Source organism: Mesorhizobium sp. 113-1-2, from assembly GCF_016756475.1.
Taxonomy (GTDB): domain Bacteria; phylum Pseudomonadota; class Alphaproteobacteria; order Rhizobiales; family Rhizobiaceae; genus Mesorhizobium; species Mesorhizobium loti_C.
Genome location: NZ_AP023242.1, coordinates 7,200,129 through 7,221,955 on the forward strand (window position 1 = coordinate 7,200,129; position 21,827 = coordinate 7,221,955).

A 21,827-nucleotide genomic window follows, 5' to 3' on the forward strand; every position below is an offset into this window, starting at 1 on the left:
GATGCCCTCTATTTTATGTAAAATTTTATACAAGTTTATACTTCTGTTTACCAAGCGGCGGACGCCAACCCTCATCATACCAGCCAATGTATATCGGGTTATATGTTTCGAGTTTACCACGCATAAAAAATGCCGAAGCCAGCATATCCGAATATATGAAACGGATTGCGGCATAGTTGCAAAGTAGAAGTGGTCACTGTCTGTTTCCGGGAAATGCCGGAGGGGTTTGGCTATGACCACCAGTAACGAATTGGACACCGTCTCTCATTCCTGGGACGAGCATTCTGAACATAACGGCCTGCCGTCGCAGGCGCAGATCCAGGTCGCGGAAGCCAGCCCGGCGCAAAAGGCCGCCCCGGCAGCCACTGAGCCGGTTCCCGTCGATGTCGGCAGCGGCACGCCGGTCAAACCGGAAGCACCCGCGGAGGCCAAGGCCCCAGCGGCAGCCGCGCCGCACGAATATGTGGCCGACGCCAGCAATGTGGTGAAACTTCCCGCCAATGTCTCGATCGACAACATCAAGGTCGACGGCCATAACCTCGTGCTCGAGCAGGCGGACGGTTCGGTAATCGTCATCAAGGACGGCGCCCTCAACGTGCCGACCTTCGTCATCGGCGACGTCGAAGTGCCGCGTGTTGCCTTGATCGCGGCGTTGGAAGCAAGCCATGTCGACGTCGCCTTTGGCGCCGACGGATCGATATCGGCAGGCCCCGGCGGTTCACCCGCGAGTGCCGGCGGAGACTTCTCGGTTCCCCCTGGCGGCATCGGCGACGGGTTCGGCCTGTCGGCGCTGTTGCCGCCGACGGATCTGGCGTTCGGCCAGCCGGAACATCGCGAACTGTTCCCGTCTCTTCTCAGACCCAATTCCACGCCGTCGATCAGCGACCTGACGCCTTCCGTCGATGGCGGCGACACCATCGTCAATGAAGAAGGCATACCGGCAAGCTCGGGGTCGGAAGGCTCGGGCGAGGCGGCGGCGCCAGGCGTCGACGGCGACACCTCCGAACACAACACCGGCACCTTCACCATCTCTTCGCCAGACGGCATCGGCTCGCTGACCATCGCCGGCCAGGTGATTTCGGGCGCTGCCCTTGCCGACAGCGCATCGACGCCGATCAATATCACCACGCCGCTCGGCAACACGCTGACGATCAGCGGTTACGACGCCAGCACCGGCCAGGTGAGCTATAGCTACACGCTCGTCCATGGCGTGGTTCACCCGGGTGCGGGCACCGATTCCATCTTCGACAACATGACAGTGACGGTGACCGACAGCGACGGCGACACCTCGGTTCCCGGTACGCTGTCCGTCCAGATCATCGACGACGTGCCGACCGCCAATGCCGACATCGGCAACGTGCCGTCCGGCAGCCATGCCGCGATCAACGGCGATGTGTTCGTGAACGACGTGTTCGGCGCCGACGGCAAGGATGCCGCGGGCGGTGTCGTGGGTGTTGCGGCTGGTACCACGGTCGGCGGCGGAGACGCCAATGTCGGCACCCAGATCCAAGGCCTCTACGGCAAGCTGACGCTCAGCGCCGACGGCTCTTACACCTATGTGCGCGACGCCGGCTCGCCGGGCGGCCATGACGACGTCTTCACCTACACCATCAAGGATGGCGACGGCGACCTGTCACACACCACGCTGACCATCTCGGTCGGCGACTCCACGCCCAGCGACAACATCCCGGCGCCCGGCCTTGCCTCGACCACCGTCTATGAAGCCGGCCTGCCGCCGCATGGCGGCCTGCCGGCCGGCTCCGGCGAGATCGCCGACGGCAATCCCAACAACAACTCCAACACCTCCGAGACCACCTCGGGCACCATCGGCTTCACCTCGCCTGACGGCATCCAGACCGTCTCGCTCGGCGGCCATGTCCTGACCGGCGTGCCGCAGACCTTCACCGACGCCACCGGCTCGATGACGGCCAGCTATGTCTATGACACCAACACCGGCATCGGCTCGATCAGCTACGCCTACACGCTCACCACCAACACGACGGGCGACAACACCAGCACCGCCTTCGCGGTCGTCGTCACCGACGCCGACGGCGACACCGCTCCGGCCGGCAGCCTGGTCATCAACATCGTCGACGACGTGCCCTTCGCACATGCCGACACCGACAGCCTCGCCGCCAACCAGTTCACCGCAGAGACCGGCAACGTGCTGACCGCGGTCGGCACCACCTCGCCCGTCACCGGTGTCGATGTGCTCGGCGCCGACGGCGCAACCGTCGCCGGCGTCGCGGCCGGCAACACCAATGCCAATCTCGACAGCGCCGCAACGATCGGCTCGGTCATCCACGGCACCTATGGCGATCTGACGCTCGGCGCCAATGGCGACTACAGCTACGTCCGCAATCCCGGCTCGCAAGGCGGCCATGACGACGTCTTCACCTACACCATCAAGGATGGCGACGGCGACCTGTCACACACCACGCTGACCATCTCGGTCGGCGACTCCACGCCCAGCGACAACATCCCGGCGCCCGGCCTTGCCTCGACCACCGTCTATGAAGCCGGCCTGCCGCCGCATGGCGGCCTGCCGGCCGGCTCCGGCGAGATCGCCGACGGCAATCCCAACAACAACTCCAACACCTCCGAGACCACCTCGGGCACCATCGGCTTCACCTCGCCTGACGGCATCCAGACCGTCTCGCTCGGCGGCCATGTCCTGACCGGCGTGCCGCAGACCTTCACCGACGCCACCGGCTCGATGACGGCCAGCTATGTCTATGACACCAACACCGGCATCGGCTCGATCAGCTACGCCTACACGCTCACCACCAACACGACGGGCGACAACACCAGCACCGCCTTCGCGGTCGTCGTCACCGACGCCGACGGCGACACCGCTCCGGCCGGCAGCCTGGTCATCAACATCGTCGACGACGTGCCCTTCGCACATGCCGACACCGACAGCCTCGCCGCCAACCAGTTCACCGCAGAGACCGGCAACGTGCTGACCGCGGTCGGCACCACCTCGCCCGTCACCGGTGTCGATGTGCTCGGCGCCGACGGCGCAACCGTCGCCGGCGTCGCGGCCGGCAACACCAATGCCAATCTCGACAGCGCCGCAACGATCGGCTCGGTCATCCACGGCACCTATGGCGATCTGACGCTCGGCGCCAATGGCGACTACAGCTACGTCCGCAATCCCGGCTCGCAAGGCGGCGTCAGCGACGTCTTCACCTACACCATCAAGGATGGCGACGGCGACCTGTCACACACCACGCTGACCATCTCGGTCGGCGACTCCACGCCCAGCGACAACATCCCGGCGCCCGGCCTTGCCTCGACCACCGTCTATGAAGCCGGCCTGCCGCCGCATGGCGGCCTGCCGGCCGGCTCCGGCGAGATCGCCGACGGCAATCCCAACAACAACTCCAACACCTCCGAGACCACCTCGGGCACCATCGGCTTCACCTCGCCTGACGGCATCCAGACCGTCTCGCTCGGCGGCCATGTCCTGACCGGCGTGCCGCAGACCTTCACCGACGCCACCGGCTCGATGACGGCCAGCTATGTCTATGACACCAACACCGGCATCGGCTCGATCAGCTACGCCTACACGCTCACCACCAACACGACGGGCGACAACACCAGCACCGCCTTCGCGGTCGTCGTCACCGACGCCGACGGCGACACCGCTCCGGCCGGCAGCCTGGTCATCAACATCGTCGACGACGTGCCCTTCGCACATGCCGACACCGACAGCCTCGCCGCCAACCAGTTCACCGCAGAGACCGGCAACGTGCTGACCGCGGTCGGCACCACCTCGCCCGTCACCGGTGTCGATGTGCTCGGCGCCGACGGCGCAACCGTCGCCGGCGTCGCGGCCGGCAACACCAATGCCAATCTCGACAGCGCCGCAACGATCGGCTCGGTCATCCACGGCACCTATGGCGATCTGACGCTCGGCGCCAATGGCGACTACAGCTACGTCCGCAATCCCGGCTCGCAAGGCGGCCATGACGACGTCTTCACCTACACCATCAAGGATGGCGACGGCGACCTGTCACACACCACGCTGACCATCTCGGTCGGCGACTCCACGCCCAGCGACAACATCCCGGCGCCCGGCCTTGCCTCGACCACCGTCTATGAAGCCGGCCTGCCGCCGCATGGCGGCCTGCCGGCCGGCTCCGGCGAGATCGCCGACGGCAATCCCAACAACAACTCCAACACCTCCGAGACCACCTCGGGCACCATCGGCTTCACCTCGCCTGACGGCATCCAGACCGTCTCGCTCGGCGGCCATGTCCTGACCGGCGTGCCGCAGACCTTCACCGACGCCACCGGCTCGATGACGGCCAGCTATGTCTATGACACCAACACCGGCATCGGCTCGATCAGCTACGCCTACACGCTCACCACCAACACGACGGGCGACAACACCAGCACCGCCTTCGCGGTCGTCGTCACCGACGCCGACGGCGACACCGCTCCGGCCGGCAGCCTGGTCATCAACATCGTCGACGACGTGCCCTTCGCACATGCCGACACCGACAGCCTCGCCGCCAACCAGTTCACCGCAGAGACCGGCAACGTGCTGACCGCGGTCGGCACCACCTCGCCCGTCACCGGTGTCGATGTGCTCGGCGCCGACGGCGCAACCGTCGCCGGCGTCGCGGCCGGCAACACCAATGCCAATCTCGACAGCGCCGCAACGATCGGCTCGGTCATCCACGGCACCTATGGCGATCTGACGCTCGGCGCCAATGGCGACTACAGCTACGTCCGCAATCCCGGCTCGCAAGGCGGCGTCAGCGACGTCTTCACCTACACCATCAAGGATGGCGACGGCGACCTGTCACACACCACGCTGACCATCTCGGTCGGCGACTCCACGCCCAGCGACAACATCCCGGCGCCCGGCCTTGCCTCGACCACCGTCTATGAAGCCGGCCTGCCGCCGCATGGCGGCCTGCCGGCCGGCTCCGGCGAGATCGCCGACGGCAATCCCAACAACAACTCCAACACCTCCGAGACCACCTCGGGCACCATCGGCTTCACCTCGCCTGACGGCATCCAGACCGTCTCGCTCGGCGGCCATGTCCTGACCGGCGTGCCGCAGACCTTCACCGACGCCACCGGCTCGATGACGGCCAGCTATGTCTATGACACCAACACCGGCATCGGCTCGATCAGCTACGCCTACACGCTCACCACCAACACGACGGGCGACAACACCAGCACCGCCTTCGCGGTCGTCGTCACCGACGCCGACGGCGACACCGCTCCGGCCGGCAGCCTGGTCATCAACATCGTCGACGACGTGCCCTTCGCACATGCCGACACCGACAGCCTCGCCGCCAACCAGTTCACCGCAGAGACCGGCAACGTGCTGACCGCGGTCGGCACCACCTCGCCCGTCACCGGTGTCGATGTGCTCGGCGCCGACGGCGCAACCGTCGCCGGCGTCGCGGCCGGCAACACCAATGCCAATCTCGACAGCGCCGCAACGATCGGCTCGGTCATCCACGGCACCTATGGCGATCTGACGCTCGGCGCCAATGGCGACTACAGCTACGTCCGCAATCCCGGCTCGCAAGGCGGCGTCAGCGACGTCTTCACCTACACCATCAAGGATGGCGACGGCGACCTGTCACACACCACGCTGACCATCTCGGTCGGCGACTCCACGCCCAGCGACAACATCCCGGCGCCCGGCCTTGCCTCGACCACCGTCTATGAAGCCGGCCTGCCGCCGCATGGCGGCCTGCCGGCCGGCTCCGGCGAGATCGCCGACGGCAATCCCAACAACAACTCCAACACCTCCGAGACCACCTCGGGCACCATCGGCTTCACCTCGCCTGACGGCATCCAGACCGTCTCGCTCGGCGGCCATGTCCTGACCGGCGTGCCGCAGACCTTCACCGACGCCACCGGCTCGATGACGGCCAGCTATGTCTATGACACCAACACCGGCATCGGCTCGATCAGCTACGCCTACACGCTCACCACCAACACGACGGGCGACAACACCAGCACCGCCTTCGCGGTCGTCGTCACCGACGCCGACGGCGACACCGCTCCGGCCGGCAGCCTGGTCATCAACATCGTCGACGACGTGCCCTTCGCACATGCCGACACCGACAGCCTCGCCGCCAACCAGTTCACCGCAGAGACCGGCAACGTGCTGACCGCGGTCGGCACCACCTCGCCCGTCACCGGTGTCGATGTGCTCGGCGCCGACGGCGCAACCGTCGCCGGCGTCGCGGCCGGCAACACCAATGCCAATCTCGACAGCGCCGCAACGATCGGCTCGGTCATCCACGGCACCTATGGCGATCTGACGCTCGGCGCCAATGGCGACTACAGCTACGTCCGCAATCCCGGCTCGCAAGGCGGCGTCAGCGACGTCTTCACCTACACCATCAAGGATGGCGACGGCGACCTGTCACACACCACGCTGACCATCTCGGTCGGCGACTCCACGCCCAGCGACAACATCCCGGCGCCCGGCCTTGCCTCGACCACCGTCTATGAAGCCGGCCTGCCGCCGCATGGCGGCCTGCCGGCCGGCTCCGGCGAGATCGCCGACGGCAATCCCAACAACAACTCCAACACCTCCGAGACCACCTCGGGCACCATCGGCTTCACCTCGCCTGACGGCATCCAGACCGTCTCGCTCGGCGGCCATGTCCTGACCGGCGCGCCGCAGACCTTCACCGACGCCACCGGCTCGATGACGGCCAGCTATGTCTATGACGCCAACACCGGCATCGGCTCGATCAGCTACGCCTATACGCTCACCACCAACACGACGGGCGACAACACCAGCACCGCCTTCGCGGTCGTCGTCACCGACGCCGACGGCGACACCGCTCCGGCCGGCAGCCTGGTCATCAACATCGTCGACGACGTGCCCTTCGCACATGCCGACACCGGCAACGTCAACGAAGGCGCGCTGCTGAGCGTGACGGCGGCGGCGGGCGTGTTGGTCAACGACGTGGCCGGCGCCGACGGCTTTGCTGCCGGCGGCGGAGTTGTGGGTGCCCGTGCCGCAGGCGGCGACACCACGACGGCAGTGACGACTGGTGCAGGCGCTGACATAACGGGCCTGCATGGTACGTTGCACCTCAACGCGGACGGGTCCTACACCTACCAGTCGACGGCCCACAGCATCAACGCGAACACCACGGACGTGTTCGTCTATACCATCAAGGACGGTGACGGCGACCTGTCGACGACGACGCTGACCATCAACCTGACCGACGTCAACGACCCACCAGTTGTCGCCAACACCCAGAACTGGATGTCGAGCGATCCAGGGCAGGAGACGCTCGGCACCCCTACCTATCCCAACGGATATCCTTTGCTGGTGACAATCCCGACGGATGCCGATGGCGACAATCTCATCGTCACCGCGACAGGGACGATCCCCACCGGCACGTTCTATTTCAACGGCGTGAGCTATGTCGCCCTGACCACTGGCACGGTGCTCTACAATCCGTCCGCCGGCATCAACCTGCTGGATGACCTAGTCTACAGACCGACCGCGACGGTGACCGATACGGTCAACAACAACCTGTCGCTGGATGTCTTTGACGGTACCGTCCATGTCACACAGACTGTCGGCATCCACGAAGTGCCCCCGACCAGCCTGCCTAGCGACACGTCGCAGATCGGCAATGGCAGCAGTCCGCTTACGTCCGGAAATGACCAGGTCTCGACGCTGACCCTGTCTGCAGCCACGGTCAACGCCATAAACGCCGATCCACATGGCGCGACAGTGGTGGTCTATACCGACTTCCAGCAGACACCTTTCGCCACGCCCATCCCTGTGTCGGAGCAGAATCCCGGCGTTTTCGGGGACAGCAGCGCAGGATCGCACCGCGAGCAGGAAGTTCAGGTCGAGATCGTCATTGGCACCAACCACTTCGCGGTTGTCGAAGACGATCTGACTGCCGCAACATTCGAGCAGAGCTGGTTCTTTGATGCGACTACCGGCCTGATGAAGGCGACTGTCAACTACGACCATGTTTTCTTGCTCGACGCCGCTGGCAACGCCACGTCCACGACGCTTGCCGCCTATTTGATCGCGCACCCGCCGACAGCCGGCGATTCATGGACCTTGTCCTATTTCGACAACAACGGCGGCAACTACCAAGCCCGTAACGTCAGCTTCTCCTTCTTCTCGCATGACCCGGGAGATCCCGGGATCACCGTGAATGGCGACGCCACACAGGCCGACCAGATTTACGGAACGTCCGGTATTGATCATCTGTCTGGTGGCGGTGGAAACGACATCATTGTCGGACGGGGCGGCAACGATTTCCTGACCGGTGGAGGCGGCAACGACACCTTCGTGATCGGAACGGGCGATTCGACGCCGGTCATAGGCGGATCAGGCAACGCCGGCACGATCTCCGGCTACGATATCATTACGGACTTCGCAACCGTGGCCGACAAGCTGAGCCTGCCTGGAACACTGGTGGCCGCCACCACCGGCAACGTCAATGGCGGGGACTCCACATTGACGATCGGCGGGGACACGGTTCAGTCCCATTCGGTGACGAACGGCATCGCCAGCTTCTTCGGCACCGACACCTTTACCGCGCCATTGGCGGTCACCTCTGCTGCAAGCCTGGCGGCGGTGGTCCAGTATCTGACACTTACAGATATCGGAGACGCCGGGGCGACGCTCGCTTTCACAGGGACGATCGCAGGGGTAAATCATACCTTCGTCTACACTCAAGCAACCGCGAGTGCCGGTGTGGGAGCATTCGTTGACCTTCAGGGCGTCACCGTGGCGAACCTGAACACGTTGATCGGTGGATCGGTCGATCCCGTCATCCTCGACCTGAACCACAATGGCTTTACATTCTCCGACGTCAGCCACGGTGCTCAGTTCGACATGAACGGCGACGGCACCAAGGAGCAACTGGCCTGGAACACCTCGAACGACGGCATGCTGGCGGTCGACCTCAACCATGACGGCAAGATCGATGACGGCACCGAACTGTTCACGCCGAACTTCGGCGGCGGCCATTTCGCCAGCGGGGCGGCGGCACTGGCATCGCTCGACAGCAACCATGACGGTGTCATCGACCACAACGACGCGGCGTTCAGCAGCCTGCTGATCTGGAAGGACGCCAATGCCAACGGCACCAGCGACGCCGGGGAACTGTCGAGCCTCGCCGACAACGGTGTTGCTTCCATCAGCACGGCGGCACACCCGGCTGTCGGCGAAATCGACGGGCAGACCGTGACCGGCAACGGCACCTTCCAGATGGCCGACGGCACGAGCGGCAACTATATCGAGGTGGAACTCGATACGTCGCTGGTTGCCCCGGCGCAGCCGTCGGTGGCCTCCGATGGCACCAGGACATTCGCCATCGGCTCGCTCGAAGTCGCCGATCTGATCGCCGACTTCCACGATGGCGCCAACGGCGACAAGATCGATCTGTCCTCGTTGCTGAAAGGCCTGGCCGGCGTTACCGATCTCGAAGCCGGCGGCTTTGTGGAGATCTCGCAGTCCTTGGCCAATGCGGCGAATGCCGAAGTCAAGGTCGACACGAATGGCGGTGGCGACAACTACCATACGGTCGCCGTGCTGGAGAACTATACGTTCCACAGCGCTGCCGAAGCGGTGAAAATACTTTACGATGACAGCCACGGCACCAAGACGGACGTGGCCTAAGGGGCGAAAGGGACGAGGTGACGAGCATGAACAGAATTCTGCGTGTGGCTTTCGGGGCCGGGCTGCTGTCGATTGTTGCGACGGGGCTTGAAGCCGCCGACATCATCGAGGGTCCAACGGGCGACTATTGCCGCGTCGTGGGGACGTCCAACCTGGTGTTGAACGACAACATCGTCGATCTCAAGGAGCAGGTGGTGAAGCTGATGGACGAATCGGTTGCCGTAGCCAACAGCCCGGAATGGATCAACTCATCCCGGCCTGCCTTCGTCTGGGCCTCGGAAGCCAAGGTCGCCTGCGGCATGGCCTATGGCTATCTGAAGACGAACTACAAGGACGAAGACACGCTCAACAAATGTGAGTGTTTCCACGACCGCATGGTCGAATACATGCACTGACCGGATGGGCCGCGCCTGTTGGCCATCATGACATCGGACGGATCAATTTTATGGGCGATCGCCGCAACGATCGCCCTGTTCGGCGCTGATCTGTCTGCCGCGCAGGCCGGCGCCAACCGGCTGGGCCTTTGCCGTTTGCGGGCACAGCGTGTTCGCGCCCGGGCCACGACAGATGAAATGCAACCGACTATGCACCGCCAGGCGCATCGAGGCGCCGGCTCCCGGCTTTCGACGGCTAAAGAACAGCAAGACGGCGCGGCAAGTCCGCCGTAACATGAGTTGAGGACCAGACCGGGAAAATCCGGCGGCAGACGGGGTGGAGCAATCATGGAAGCTGTCCGGCAGGGCTGCAGTCCGCAGATTTGGGCAATCGCCCTGGCGCTCGCCATGACCTTGTCGGGCTGCCAGTCGAAAGGCGGCGTTTCCGAAGTGCTCGATCCGGCGGCGGTCGCCGCGCCTGCGGGACAGAATGGCGCTGCCGGCCCCGGTCCGGCCCAGGCGAGCCAGTCGCTCGGCTCCGGTTCCGCCAAAGTCACGATGCTGCTGCCCTTGTCCGCTCCTGGGACGTCAGGGGAAACCGGCCGGAAGATGCTCGACGGCGCCAAGCTGGCGATGACGGATATCGGCAATGGATTGCTGACGCTGACGGTAGAGGACACGAAAGGCGACAGTGCGCAGGCCAGCAAATTGGCGGTGCAAGCCATCACGACGGGATCCAAGGTGGTCATCGGCCCGACCGAACTGCCTTCGGCCCAGCATATCGCCACGCTGTCGGGATCGAAGCGGCCACCGGTTCTGGCGCTTGCCGACAATTTCGCGGGCGGCGCCGGGGTTTATGCCGTGCGCCTCAGCGAAGCCGACAGCGCCGCGGCGGGCGCAGCGGGGCTCGCCGCGAAAGGCAGCAAGAAGTTCGTATTGCTCGTCGCGGAAGGCTCGAACGCCAGTGCCGTGGAGAAGCGGGTGGCGAACGGCCTCAGCATCTATGGGGCGACGCTCGCGGTCACTGTGCCTTATTCGGCCGGCGATAGTGGCACGAAGGCGGTCGACCAGATGGGCTCACTCGTGGACGCTCCCGACGCGGTCATCATTGCCAGCGGCGACGGCAGCCCCGCGCCTGTCCTTGCCGCCCTCAAATCAAAGGGCATTCCGGGAAAAGCAATCTCTGTCGTCGGAACGGACCGTTGGCTGGAACACCCCATGGATCCACTGTTCGAGGGCGCATACATCGCCACGCTCGATCCAGGCGAAACCGGACCGATCGCCGACCGCTTCAGGACGACATACAATTACCAGGCCGACGTCAATGTGGCCTATGCCTATGATATGGTTGCCTTGACGGCGGGGATTGCCAGCGCGGTCGGACCTGACGGCTTCAGCAAACAGGTGCTCGAAAACCCGAACGGGTTTCGCGGATCGACCGGTTTGTTCCGTTTTCGCGCTGACGGATCGAGCCAAAGATCGATGCCATTCTATCGGATAGAAAAGGGTGCGCTCAAACTGGTTGCCAAATCGACGTCGGGTTTCTGACCGGCTGCCGGCGGGGCCTTGCGCGAACGCCGCGCTGACCTGATGGGCTGGCATGCCCGCCTCGTGATCGCGATCGGGGGCCTCGAGCTCATGGTCGGGATCGCCCTGATCATGCGGGCCGGAACCTTGATTTCTCTCGACCAGTCGGTCCCTGCGCCGTCCCTGCAAATTGCCGGCAAGCAAGCGAATCAGGTGGCCGCGGCCATCATCGAGGGACAATCGCGGGAACCCGCACGGCGGATTGCCGAGAGCCTTATCGCTCCGCCGCCGGTTGACGTGTCGGAAATCGAGCGGGTCGAAGCCCGGCCGCCGCTCGGGGAACTCGGCCTCGCCGTCCGCCCCAAAACACCCATGCCGCAGGACTGGCGCGAAACCCTGCTCTTCCGTCCGATCGCAACGTCGTCGGCGACTTTCGAATCGATGGGGTGGAAAGTGGTCATCAGCGGGGTCCAGGACATCGGCGTGGACCAGACCTGTTCGTTTCGCGACGAGGCCTGGCCCTGCGGCCAGCGAGCCCGCGCGACCTTCAATGCCTGGCTGCGGGGGCGCGCGCTGAACTGTTTCCTGCCGCCGGAAACCGAGCGTTTTGCCATCGCCGCATCGTGCCGGCTGGGCAAGCAGGATGTCGGCGCCTGGCTCGTCGCCAATGGCTGGGCGATGGCGCTGCCGGGCGGCATCTATGGCAAGGCGGAAGCAATTGCCAGGAATGCCGGGATGGGTATCTTTGGACCGCCGCAATAGGCAGCAGCTGACCGTCAAAACGCAGAACTTCTCACAAACCGGCTTCGTCGGGGCATATGGAAGACGCCATCCGGCGTTTCCATAAAATTGTACGGTTCGGCGAAACCGAAATTACGGCAGGCAGGCCTTATACCAGCCGACCTGACAGGAGATCGGCCAATGACGAGACCAATGGCGACCACCACTGCCCAGCCCTGGAAGCAGGTCGCATGGCTGACATTGCTGGGGACCGCCGGGAGCCTCGGCCTTTCCCTTGGCCTCAACTACCTGCTGCTGTTCAGCGACGCGCTGACGCCGTTCGCCCGCAGCATGATCACCGCGGGCCTGCTGCCGGTGATCATCGGCCTGCCGCTTTTCGCGCTGATCGGCTGGAATCGCGTCGAAATCCACCGCTACCGGCAGGAACTCAACAGGTCCGGGACCTATGACAGGCTGACGGGCTGCCTGAACGGGCCGGTCTTCACGTCGATGGTTGAACGGCGGGCAGCCAGGCGATCGGGGCCAGGACCGCGCTCGGGCGCCTTCCTGATCATTCATCCGGAACACCTTCGCTCCATCAACATGCGCTTTGGCCTTGAATGGGGCGACGAGGCCTTGCGGCTCATCGTCTCGACCATACAGTCGTCGGTGCGCGAGGAGGATCTGATCGGACGCATCGGCGCCTCGATGTTCGGGGTTTTCCTCTCGGGCGCGACGGAAGCAGAAGCCAAGGAGATCGGCGAGCGCATCCGCACGCGTATCGCGCAAGTCTACTTTGCGCCAAAAGGCACCGAGGATGTCCTCACCATCAAGGTCGGCGGCGTGATGCTGGAGAACGAGATGGAGTTCTCGGACATGTTCCGGTCCGCCGAACAGCACCTGTCCGACACGCAGGATGACGCGGGGTTTGAACTGACGCATCTCCACAGCTGACGACCCGCTGGGGGCTTTTGGGGGCGGCTGCTCGATTTGACAATCCCGCCCATCCCGCTGTGGATCGGCACTACGGTGCTGAGTTTGATCCTCCACGGGCAGCCTTGAGGCAATATTCTTCGTGGCACGAAGTAAGCGCTCTCGCTGCCACACAGCGCGGTGAACTCGTCCGTCGCCTGAGGCCATCCCCTAATAAAGTGGTATTGCGAGCGGGCGGGCATCGAGCCCCCCGCCGCATGAGCCCGCTCTCTGCGTTCAACAATTATAACGCTATGAAACAATACTGGCGCTACCGCCATTCAGGGGTATAATCAGCCGTTGTTTAGCTCAGGCTCGGCAACAGGTAGGAGGAGTAAGGCCTACCGCACCCCCCCAGTGCAGGCCTATCCGTCGCCTCCCCCTCCGCGACGCTCCTCCTACTGGCCCTCCGAGCCGGGCCTTGAGGACAGGGGACCGTCCTCAACCAAGGTTGCGGAGGACTAGGCGATGTCCGTTACCGACCAAGCACTAAGATACGGCATCCTAAGTGCCAAGGAGTTGGCTCTATTGAGTCGTGCGTTCGACACGGCATGTCGTCAACGCCTGGTAGACGACCATTCGCTGGAGGCGGAAATCATAGCGGAGGAAATCGTTGCCGCATACCGACATGGGGTGAGGAGCGAGGACGAATTGATCAAGGCCGCTGGAACCTCATCACACATCGGATAGATCACGCCGCGGTGAGGAGTTTGAAGGTCAGCCGCGCTCGCGCGGAAAAGACTGGTGCTGCGAGAGAGGATTGAACTCTGATTCAGATTAACGATTTCAATTACTTACGGACTGTTTTGTAACGTTGTGACGACCCGCGAAATGATCAAAAGAAGACGGCTGCCGAGGACGCCTCAATCAGCATCGAGTGCCCTGTCCGAGCGCGAGGAACGTTCGCTTGTAAAAGGCGCGTTGGCCATCACCACACATTGATCCGAACGGCTCGTGATCAGAACGTCAGCGCGTGAAAGCACTTGTAGCTAAACTAGTTTCAACACGCACTGAACGCCATTACCTTAACCCATGCGCTATTTGTCGTGCTGCGGGTATGCGCCGGAGCGCTAGCATTGCCGCGACACCGAGCACCGGGCCAGGCGCCAGAACCAGGAAGCTCCAGCGCCAGCCAACGGTCTGCGCCATCGATCCTGTCAGGTGGATGGAGACAAAGGTAAGCGCAATGCCGATGCTCAACTGCAGGGAAAGGGCCGTGCCGACATAGCGTGGATCGCTCAATTCGGTCGCCATCGCCGAGAATTGCGCGGAATCGCCGATGACGGTCGTTCCCCAGAGAATGGCGACGGCGGCGAACAGCCAGAGCGGACCGACGAAGGTCAGGCCTATGGTCAGTGCGCAGAGGCCGGAGACCGCCATCATCGCGGCCGCCGTTGCGGTGCGGCCGATCCGATCCGCCACGATACCGCCGATGATCGAGCCGATCCCGCCCGATGCCACGACCAAGAACGCCAGCAGGGAGGCCGCTCCCGGGCCACCAACGCCAAGACCAGGGCCGCCCGCCCTGATGTAGGCCAGTATCCAGCCCCACATGGCGTAGAGTTCCCACATGTGGCCTAGATAGCCTAGATTGGCGAGCATCAGCGCGCGGTTGCGTAGCAGTGTTTTGATGTGGCGAGGGTCGAATGTCGACCTGGCAAAAGGATAAGGCCCCTCCTCGCCGAGCCAGAAGATCAACAACGCACCCGCCATTGCCGCAAGGGAGGTCGCGACGATGACGTCTTGCCAAGCCAGTTCGGCGGCATGTGCTGATACTAGATGAGGAAAGGCAGAACCAAGCGTCAGCGCCGCGAGGAGAATGCCAAGTGCGGTTCCCCGCCCGCGGCTGAACCAGGTCGACACCAGTTTCAGCGCCGGTGGATAGACGCCCGCCAGCGCCATGCCGGTGACAAAACGGGCCGCCAGCAGCAAGCCGACGGAGGGCGCGAACAACAGACAGAGGTTGGCTGCGGCCGCCGCCAAGGCACTGACGCCGATCACTTTGCGAAGCGAGATAATATCCAGAAGGCCGGCCATGCTGGAAGCCAATGCGCCAATCGCAAAGCCGATTTGCACGGCACCAGTGACCCAGGCTGCCTGCTCAGGAGAAAGGTCCCAGAGCCGTGTCAGTTGCGGTGCGATCGCCGTCGCGGAAAACCATGTGGTCATCGGCAGAAAGGCGCCGATCGAGATCACGACCAGCATCGACCAGCGCCGGGCGGCGCTGGCAGCGGTGACGTTCGCGATCGCCATGTCGTCGATATCCATCGGATCAGGCCGCGATTGAGCCCTGCAGTCGCATGAGGACGGGCAAAAGGTCGGCCGGGTCGGGTCTACGCGTGTAGTCTGGACTGACTTCGGCATAGGCGATGACGCCGTCCTGTCCGATCACGAAGCGAGCCGGCATCGGCAATTTCCATGAGGGGTCCTCGTTGATCGCCGGCAGATCGACGCCGAAGCTCTGATACAGCGCGATCAGGTCGTCCGGCAGGCGAAACCGCAGACCGAAGGCGTCAGCCACCTCACCGTGGGGATCGCTCAGCATCGGGAAATCTATCTGCTTGTCGCGCTTGGCCTTGCGGCCGTTCGCCAGCGACTGCGGGGAGATGGAGATCAGTTGCGCGCCTGTGGCCTGGATTGCCGGCCAGGCTTCCCGCAAAGCGCCTAGTTCGATGTTGCAATAGGGACACCAGACACCTCGGTAGAAACTGATCACCAGCGGACCGCGGGCAAGCAGATCGCTCGATCTGACAGAACCGCCATCTGCCTCCGACAATGTGAAGGCCGGGGCAACGGCGCCCGCCGTCAAAGCCTGGTCGGCCTGACCCGACGCTATGAGATCAGCGGTCGCGCGATGCATGATCTCGACCGCTTGCTTGGGGGCCTTGCCTTCAAAGTCGGCTTTGAAGGCATCGAGCTTTTCCTGAAGAGACATGGGACACTCCAAATCTTGACCGCATTGTTTGCGGCGGAATGTCCTCGCCTATTTCCAAAAGGAGGGGTAGCTTGCCGGATGGGATAGCAATCATCCGGAAAACGAATGGCTGACCGACTCCAGGAACTCGAGGTTTTCGTGCGGGTGGCCGAGCGCGGCAACCTTTCCCAGGTCGCCCGCGAAATCGGCCTTTCGCAGCCATCGGTGTCGCGGATCCTGAATGACCTGGAGGCGCGCATCGGCGCCCGTCTTCTCATCCGCACCAGCCGCAAGGTCGGGCTGACCGAGTCTGGGCAAGTCTATCTCGACCAAATTCGGCCAGTGCTTGCCGACCTTGGGGCAGCGGCTGACACCGCTGCAGGCAATGAGGAATTGCGCGGCGTTCTGCGCGTCGAGCTGTCGGTCACATTCGCGATGCGTGCGCTTATTCCTCGCCTGCCTGGGCTTCTCGCCGAGCACCCCAACCTCTCCGTCGAATTGATGATGGACGATCGCCGGCGCAGTCTTGTCGAGGAGGGTGCCGATGTCGCGATCCGGCTTGGCCAGCTCGACAATTCCAGCATGATGGCGCGCAAGGTCGGGCATACGCCGCGGCTGCTCGTTGCAGCGCCGGACTATATTGCGCGGCATGGCCTGCCGAGCAGCCCGGCCGATCTGGGGCAGCACCAGATGATCTTCGGGCCTTCCGACAGCTCCGGCGCAACGTTCCAGGAACTGGTCGATCCCCAGGTCAATTTCGTCTTGCCTGAAAGCCCGCGTATCAGGGTCTCGAGCTCGGCCGGCGTCACCGCATGCGTCGTCGCAGGCCTTGGCGTGGCATTCGGTTCTGGCTGGATGTTCAACGCTGAACTGCAGGACGGCCGCCTGCACCGGCTGCTGCCGGATTTTCCCCTGCCGACCATACCCATCCATGCCCTGTTCCCGGCCGGGCGCCAGCCGAGCAGACGCGCCAGGGGCTTCGCCGATTGGCTGAGCAAATCGCTCAGCTCATCATGACTCCGGGTTTGTCAGAGCAACGCTCGCCTAGGCGCCGCTGCCATGCGCACCTATGGTGTAGCGCGATCCATTGCGTTAGTCTTCAAATATGCACCATCGCTGATAGACCATTTCGCTAAGGGGGCGAATATTTCATGGAGATGCAGCAGGTCCGCTATTTCCTGGCCCTGTCCAGCACGCTTAATTTCACCAGAGCTGCCGAAGAGTGCAACGTCACCCAACCCGCGCTGACGCGAGCGATCAAGACGCTTGAGGAGGAGCTTGGCGGAGAGCTCCTCCGGCGCGAGCGCCAGCACTCGCACCTGACCGAACTCGGTCGACGCATGCTCCCCCTGCTGCAGCAATGTTACGATGCCGCCACGTCTGCCAAGTCCCTCGCCAAGGCCGTGCAAAGCAGCGACGTAGCTCCTCTCAACGTCACCATTTCCAATAGCGTCAACATAGCGCTGCTGGTTTCACCGTTCACCGAGCTTTTCCGGGCCTACCCCGGAGTGCATCTCAAGATTAGTCGCGGTTCGCCGACCGCTGTCGTCGAAGCCCTCAAGAACGGCGGGGCCGAACTGGCGGTTGCCGGTGTTCTGGGGCAAGCCTGGGACCGGCTCGACGCCTGGCCGCTCTTCCAGGAGGGAATAGAGCTTGTCGTCAATTCCGATCACCCCCTGGCCCGCCGCAACGAGGCAGAGGTCGCGCTGAGCCAACTGGCAGCGGAACCTGTCCTCAGCCGAATCGACTGGGAAACGAGCGAGGAGTTGTCGCGCAACTTTGCGGCAAAGGGGGTGGCGCCTCGAACCGCACATGAGGTGGAGACCGATCAGGATTTGCTCGCACTGTTGGAGGCCAACGCCGGGGTAGGCTTTGTCTCGGCGACAGCACCGCATTCGCCCAATGTCCGCAGGCTCAAGCTGCGCGACTTGGACATTTCGCGGATCGTCGCCGCATACGCGGTCGCCGGCCGACACCGGTCACCAGTGGCTACGACGTTGCTCAACCTTTTACGGTCGACCGACTGGTCGACCTTCGGCGTCAGCGAGCCCGCCTGAGCGCCGCGATCAAGTCATCTATGTCCATGCGCCGACGGTAGTCAGGATCGACGAAGCGATCCGTGATCACTCCGTTCGTGCCAACGACGAAAGTCGCGGGGATCGGCAGGAACCAGCTGGCGTTGCCTTGGTAGTTTGGCAGATCATACGCAACCCCCATCAACCGTTCCATTTCGGTCCCGATCCAGATCGCAAGATTAAGCGAGAGGGCATAGCCGTTGTCCATGTCGGTCAGGAACGGAAAGTTGGCACCCACGGCCGCCTTCATGGCTTTCGCGAACCTGCGCCGTTCGGGCATGATTGCCACGACCTGCCCGCCCAGCGTCGCAATCTCCTGCTGAGCTTCGACGATTCCGATCGCATTCAAGCGGCAATAGGGGCACCAATGCCCGCGCTGGAAGGTGATCACCGCTGGTCCTTGGAGAAGGATCTCGCCCAGACCAACCAGTCTGCCCTCGTCGTTAGGTAGCAGGAATGCCGGCATGACTTCGCCGGGAGCCGGCGCCATCGCTCCGGCCTCTTGCTGTTCCAGGCGCGCCACTAGGCGGTCCACCGCATCGGCGAAACCTGGGTTGAGCCGGCGCACCGCGGTTGCAATCACCGCCAGCCGCTCGTTCAGAGGGGCATCGAGTTCTATGGCAGCCTGGACGGACTGTTCAAATGTCATTGATTGATCGTCGACGCCCATTTCCGCGCTTTCATAGGTCGGATGTAGCCTATCATCGAAGCCCCGCCGCCACGGCCATGTTTTTCTCGCATGGTTTTGATGCCGCGCGTGCATCACCGCAGGAGACGTTCGTATTCTGTTCGCAGCCTCTCCTCGATTCGTTACATCATGTTCCTGATATCCGAGGCAAAGGTCGGGAAGCCGTATACCGTATCGGACAGCTGCGACGCCGTGATGTCATGTTTCATGGCAAGCGCGAACAGATGGATCAGCTCTTCGCCCGCGTGGCCCACCATGTGGGCGCCAACGATCCTGTCGGTAGATTCCTCGACGATGATCTTCGACCACGCCACTGTCTCGGCATAAGTCCTGGCGGAAAGCCAGCCCAGCATATCGTTCACATGGACCTTTACGCCAAGGCCTTGCTCTTTCGCCCTGGCCTCGGTCAGCCCGACGCTGGCCAAGGCGGGGACCGTGTAGAGAGCCGACGGTATCTGGCCATAGTCCGGCCGGTGTCTCGGTCCATCGACGATATTGCGGCCAACGATGCCGCCCTCGTAAGTCGCGACAGGTGAAAGCTGCGGAGAATTCCATACCGCGTCGCCGCAGACATAGACGTCAGGGTTCGACCGCGAACGCAGATGATCGTCGATTTCGATGCGGCCTTCACGATGCACGATGACGCCAGCGCCAAGATCGAGCCCCTCGACATTGGCCACTCGTCCAGCGCAATTCACAACTCTGTCCGCGTCCACTGCGTGCTGGACGCCATCCGCCACAAAGGTGACGCGCAATCGTCCTTCGGCCTTCTCGATCTTCTTGACCCAGGCAAGCGTGCGGACTCGAATGCCTATGCGTTCGCTCTCGCTACGGATCTGGGCCACGGCATCGGCATCGAATGCTCCCAGCAGATGTGGCAATGCTTCGAGGATCGTCACGTCAACGCCGGCACGCGCATAAACGTGGCCCAGTTCGAAGGCAATGACGCCGCCGCCGACGAAGACGACCGCGCGAGGGAGCACCGGATCATTCAGGACATCGTCGGAAACCGTCAGGTGCTCGGCACCAGGAATTGGTAGTGATCGCGGCTTCGAACCGGTTGCGATGACAATGTTCCCGGCCTCAAGCTCGCGACCGTCGACACTGATGGCATTGCTCCCGATGAAAGCGGCCTCCCCGACGATGACATCGACACCGCGCTTGGCCATCAATCCGGACAGGCGGGACGGAATGTCATCGATAATGTCTTTTTCGCGCTCGATCAGGGCACGCCAGTCGAGCCTCGGCTTGCCGATCGTGATCCCGTGCCGATCAGCCCGCTCGATCTCGTGGAGCGCATGAGCCGCCGCTACGAGCACCTTCTTCGGTGTGCATCCACGATTGGGGCAAGTGCCCCCGAGGTCGCGTGCCTCGATCATGGCCACCGACAGCCCCGCAGCGCGAGTAGCCACCGTCACGCCCATTCCGGCGTTGCCGCCGCCGAGGATCACGACATCATACTTTTTCATCGCGCCGCCTGCACAGGTTCAGTGGAGCTTGATCCGAGGCCTGCTGCGCCGCGCCACTATCTCGCCAATCGAGTCCAGGGTGGTCTTCGCAAGTCCGTGCACTGCCTTGAGATGCAGCTTGTAGAGCGAGCGATACATCAGCCGGGCGAGCAGACCTTCGATCTTCAGTCCACCGATCAGGCTGCCAAACGAGCCATAGTCGGCGAGCGAAACAAGGGATCCGAAGTCTCGATAGCGGAAAGCCGGCGCGGCCCGTCCCTCGAGGCGCGCGGCAATCACCTTGACCAGGTGATCGGCCTGCTGATGAGCGGTCTGGGCGCGCGGCGGCAATGGGTCGCCCCCGCCGGGCAAAACACAACTCGCGCAGTCACCGATCGCAAACACGTTTTCGTCCCCTCTGGCTTGCAGTGTCTCATCCACGACCAGGCGGTTGATGCGGTCCGTTTCGAGGCCATCAAGCGTTTTCAGGAAATCCGGGGCCTTGATCCCAGCGGACCAGACAACGAGTTCGGCAGGCACAAATAATTTCTCACCAAGCTTGATGCCTTCCCCCGTCACCTCGGTGACCCTGATCCCGCACCGTATCTGGACGCCCAGATCAACAAGCAGACGCGCCGAAGCGCGTGCCAGGTGTTCCGGCAACGCCGGCAAGATGCGCGGCCCTGCCTCAATGAGGGTGATGCGGATCAGCCTTTCAAAATCGATGTTGTCGAGATTGTGCGATGCGATCTCCCGCATCGACTTATGCAATTCCGCAGCCAGCTCGACGCCGGTGGCCCCCGCGCCGACAATGACGCAATGGAGTTGGCTCGGCGACAGTTGCTCGTATTGCGCATTGGCGCGCAGGCACGCGTCTATCATGCGTTTGTTGAACCGGGCGGCCTGCTCAGCAGTATCGAGCGCGATTGCGTGGCGTGCCGCCCCTGGCGTGCCGAAGTCGTTGCTGACACTGCCTACGGCCAGCACCAGCGTATCATAGCCCAACACACGCGGCGGGATGATCTGCCTGCCATCGTCGTCGAAGCTTGGCGCGACAAAGACCTGGCGCCTGGAGCGATCAATGCCGACGACTTCACCGATGCGATATCGATAATGGTGGCGGCTGGCATGGGCAATGTATTCCACCGCATCGTTCGACGCACTCAAGGCACCGGACGCCACCTCGTGCAGAAGCGGTTTCCAGATGTGCGTGCGGTTGCGGTCGACAAGCGTGACGGAAAGCCGTCGCTTGCCGAATTTGCGGCCAAGACGCGTCGCGAGCTCCAGTCCGCCCGCGCCGCCGCCGACGATGACCACGCGATGCAGTGACGTGTCCGCATGCGATGGAGTCTCCGGTATCGTGCGGAAAAGCGCGGCGTTGTTGGCGAGCACGGCTTCCGGAACCAGCCGCATTCCCGGAGTGATGATCTGCATCGGTATTCCCCGTCTCTTTCCTCGGT

Annotated in this window: 13 protein-coding genes; 8 read left to right on the forward strand and 5 right to left on the reverse strand. The window is 63.3% G+C overall.

Going from position 1 to position 21,827, the window contains the following annotated elements; translation table 11 throughout:
- Positions 1-232 precede the first annotated feature (232 nt).
- The 6 genes from JN279_RS34675 to JN279_RS34700 all read left to right on the forward strand — a co-directional run bounded on the left by JN279_RS34675 (position 233) and on the right by JN279_RS34700 (position 13,224).
- A complete protein-coding gene (locus JN279_RS34675; RefSeq protein WP_202351443.1) occupies positions 233-9,649 on the forward strand; it encodes a tandem-95 repeat protein in 9,417 nt (3,138 codons plus the stop codon).
- 26 nt (positions 9,650-9,675) lie between these two features.
- Entirely contained in the window at positions 9,676-10,044 is a 369-nt protein-coding gene (locus JN279_RS34680; RefSeq protein WP_095198248.1) for a hypothetical protein, read from the forward strand.
- Between the two features lie 18 nt (positions 10,045-10,062).
- Positions 10,063-10,317, forward strand: a complete 255-nt coding sequence (locus JN279_RS34685) for a hypothetical protein (RefSeq protein ID WP_202351444.1) — start codon at positions 10,063-10,065, stop codon at positions 10,315-10,317.
- A gap of 54 nt (positions 10,318-10,371) precedes the next feature.
- Positions 10,372-11,571 (forward strand): ABC transporter substrate-binding protein, encoded by a 1,200-nt coding sequence (locus tag JN279_RS34690; RefSeq protein WP_096454080.1) that lies wholly within the window; start codon positions 10,372-10,374, stop codon positions 11,569-11,571.
- A gap of 18 nt (positions 11,572-11,589) precedes the next feature.
- On the forward strand, positions 11,590-12,312 hold the full coding sequence (locus JN279_RS34695) for a thermonuclease family protein (RefSeq protein WP_244734292.1): 723 nt from the start codon (positions 11,590-11,592) through the stop codon (positions 12,310-12,312).
- A 159-nt stretch (positions 12,313-12,471) separates the two neighbouring features.
- Entirely contained in the window at positions 12,472-13,224 is a 753-nt protein-coding gene (locus JN279_RS34700) for a GGDEF domain-containing protein (protein ID WP_244734293.1), read from the forward strand.
- A gap of 1,038 nt (positions 13,225-14,262) precedes the next feature.
- Here the strand turns inward: JN279_RS34700 and JN279_RS34705 are convergent.
- Entirely contained in the window at positions 14,263-15,495 is a 1,233-nt protein-coding gene (locus JN279_RS34705) for an MFS transporter (protein WP_096458610.1), read from the reverse strand.
- A gap of 19 nt (positions 15,496-15,514) precedes the next feature.
- The gene (locus tag JN279_RS34710; protein WP_096454074.1) at positions 15,515-16,177 is read right to left on the reverse strand and encodes a peroxiredoxin-like family protein; all 663 of its coding nucleotides are present in this window, start codon (positions 16,175-16,177) and stop codon (positions 15,515-15,517) included.
- A gap of 105 nt (positions 16,178-16,282) precedes the next feature.
- Between JN279_RS34710 and JN279_RS34715 the strand changes: the two genes are divergently transcribed.
- Positions 16,283-17,173: a LysR family transcriptional regulator gene (locus JN279_RS34715; protein ID WP_202351445.1), complete on the forward strand. Its 891-nt coding sequence runs from the start codon at positions 16,283-16,285 to the stop codon at positions 17,171-17,173.
- 134 nt (positions 17,174-17,307) lie between these two features.
- Complete coding sequence (locus JN279_RS34720; RefSeq protein WP_202351446.1) at positions 17,308-18,213, forward strand: LysR family transcriptional regulator; 906 nt, start codon at positions 17,308-17,310, stop codon at positions 18,211-18,213.
- Here JN279_RS34720 and JN279_RS34725 read toward each other — a convergent pair.
- The 3 genes from JN279_RS34725 to JN279_RS34735 form a co-directional block, all read right to left on the reverse strand.
- The gene (locus tag JN279_RS34725; protein WP_096454068.1) at positions 18,197-18,901 is read right to left on the reverse strand and encodes a peroxiredoxin-like family protein; all 705 of its coding nucleotides are present in this window, start codon (positions 18,899-18,901) and stop codon (positions 18,197-18,199) included. The two genes, JN279_RS34720 and JN279_RS34725, sit on opposite strands and share 17 nt — an antisense overlap.
- Before the next feature lie 140 nt (positions 18,902-19,041).
- The gene (locus tag JN279_RS34730; protein ID WP_202351447.1) at positions 19,042-20,388 is read right to left on the reverse strand and encodes a dihydrolipoyl dehydrogenase family protein; all 1,347 of its coding nucleotides are present in this window, start codon (positions 20,386-20,388) and stop codon (positions 19,042-19,044) included.
- Positions 20,389-20,406: 18 nt separating this feature from the next.
- Positions 20,407-21,801, reverse strand: a complete 1,395-nt coding sequence (locus tag JN279_RS34735) for an NAD(P)/FAD-dependent oxidoreductase (RefSeq protein ID WP_096454064.1) — start codon at positions 21,799-21,801, stop codon at positions 20,407-20,409.
- Positions 21,802-21,827 lie beyond the last annotated feature (26 nt).

Bases quoted from the DNA above. Each gene is read 5' to 3' on its own strand.
- JN279_RS34675 (WP_202351443.1), top strand. From the start codon at position 233: ATGACCACCAGTAACGAATTGGACACCGTCTCTCATTCCTGGGACGAG.
- JN279_RS34680 (WP_095198248.1), top strand. From the start codon at position 9,676: ATGAACAGAATTCTGCGTGTGGCTTTCGGGGCCGGGCTGCTGTCGATT.
- JN279_RS34690 (WP_096454080.1), top strand. From the start codon at position 10,372: ATGGAAGCTGTCCGGCAGGGCTGCAGTCCGCAGATTTGGGCAATCGCC.
- JN279_RS34700 (WP_244734293.1), top strand. From the start codon at position 12,472: ATGACGAGACCAATGGCGACCACCACTGCCCAGCCCTGGAAGCAGGTC.
- JN279_RS34705 (WP_096458610.1), bottom strand. From the start codon at position 15,495: ATGGCGATCGCGAACGTCACCGCTGCCAGCGCCGCCCGGCGCTGGTCG.
- JN279_RS34710 (WP_096454074.1), bottom strand. From the start codon at position 16,177: ATGTCTCTTCAGGAAAAGCTCGATGCCTTCAAAGCCGACTTTGAAGGC.
- JN279_RS34715 (WP_202351445.1), top strand. From the start codon at position 16,283: ATGGCTGACCGACTCCAGGAACTCGAGGTTTTCGTGCGGGTGGCCGAG.
- JN279_RS34720 (WP_202351446.1), top strand. From the start codon at position 17,308: ATGGAGATGCAGCAGGTCCGCTATTTCCTGGCCCTGTCCAGCACGCTT.
- JN279_RS34725 (WP_096454068.1), bottom strand. From the start codon at position 18,901: ATGGGCGTCGACGATCAATCAATGACATTTGAACAGTCCGTCCAGGCT.
- JN279_RS34730 (WP_202351447.1), bottom strand. From the start codon at position 20,388: ATGAAAAAGTATGATGTCGTGATCCTCGGCGGCGGCAACGCCGGAATG.
- JN279_RS34735 (WP_096454064.1), bottom strand. From the start codon at position 21,801: ATGCAGATCATCACTCCGGGAATGCGGCTGGTTCCGGAAGCCGTGCTC.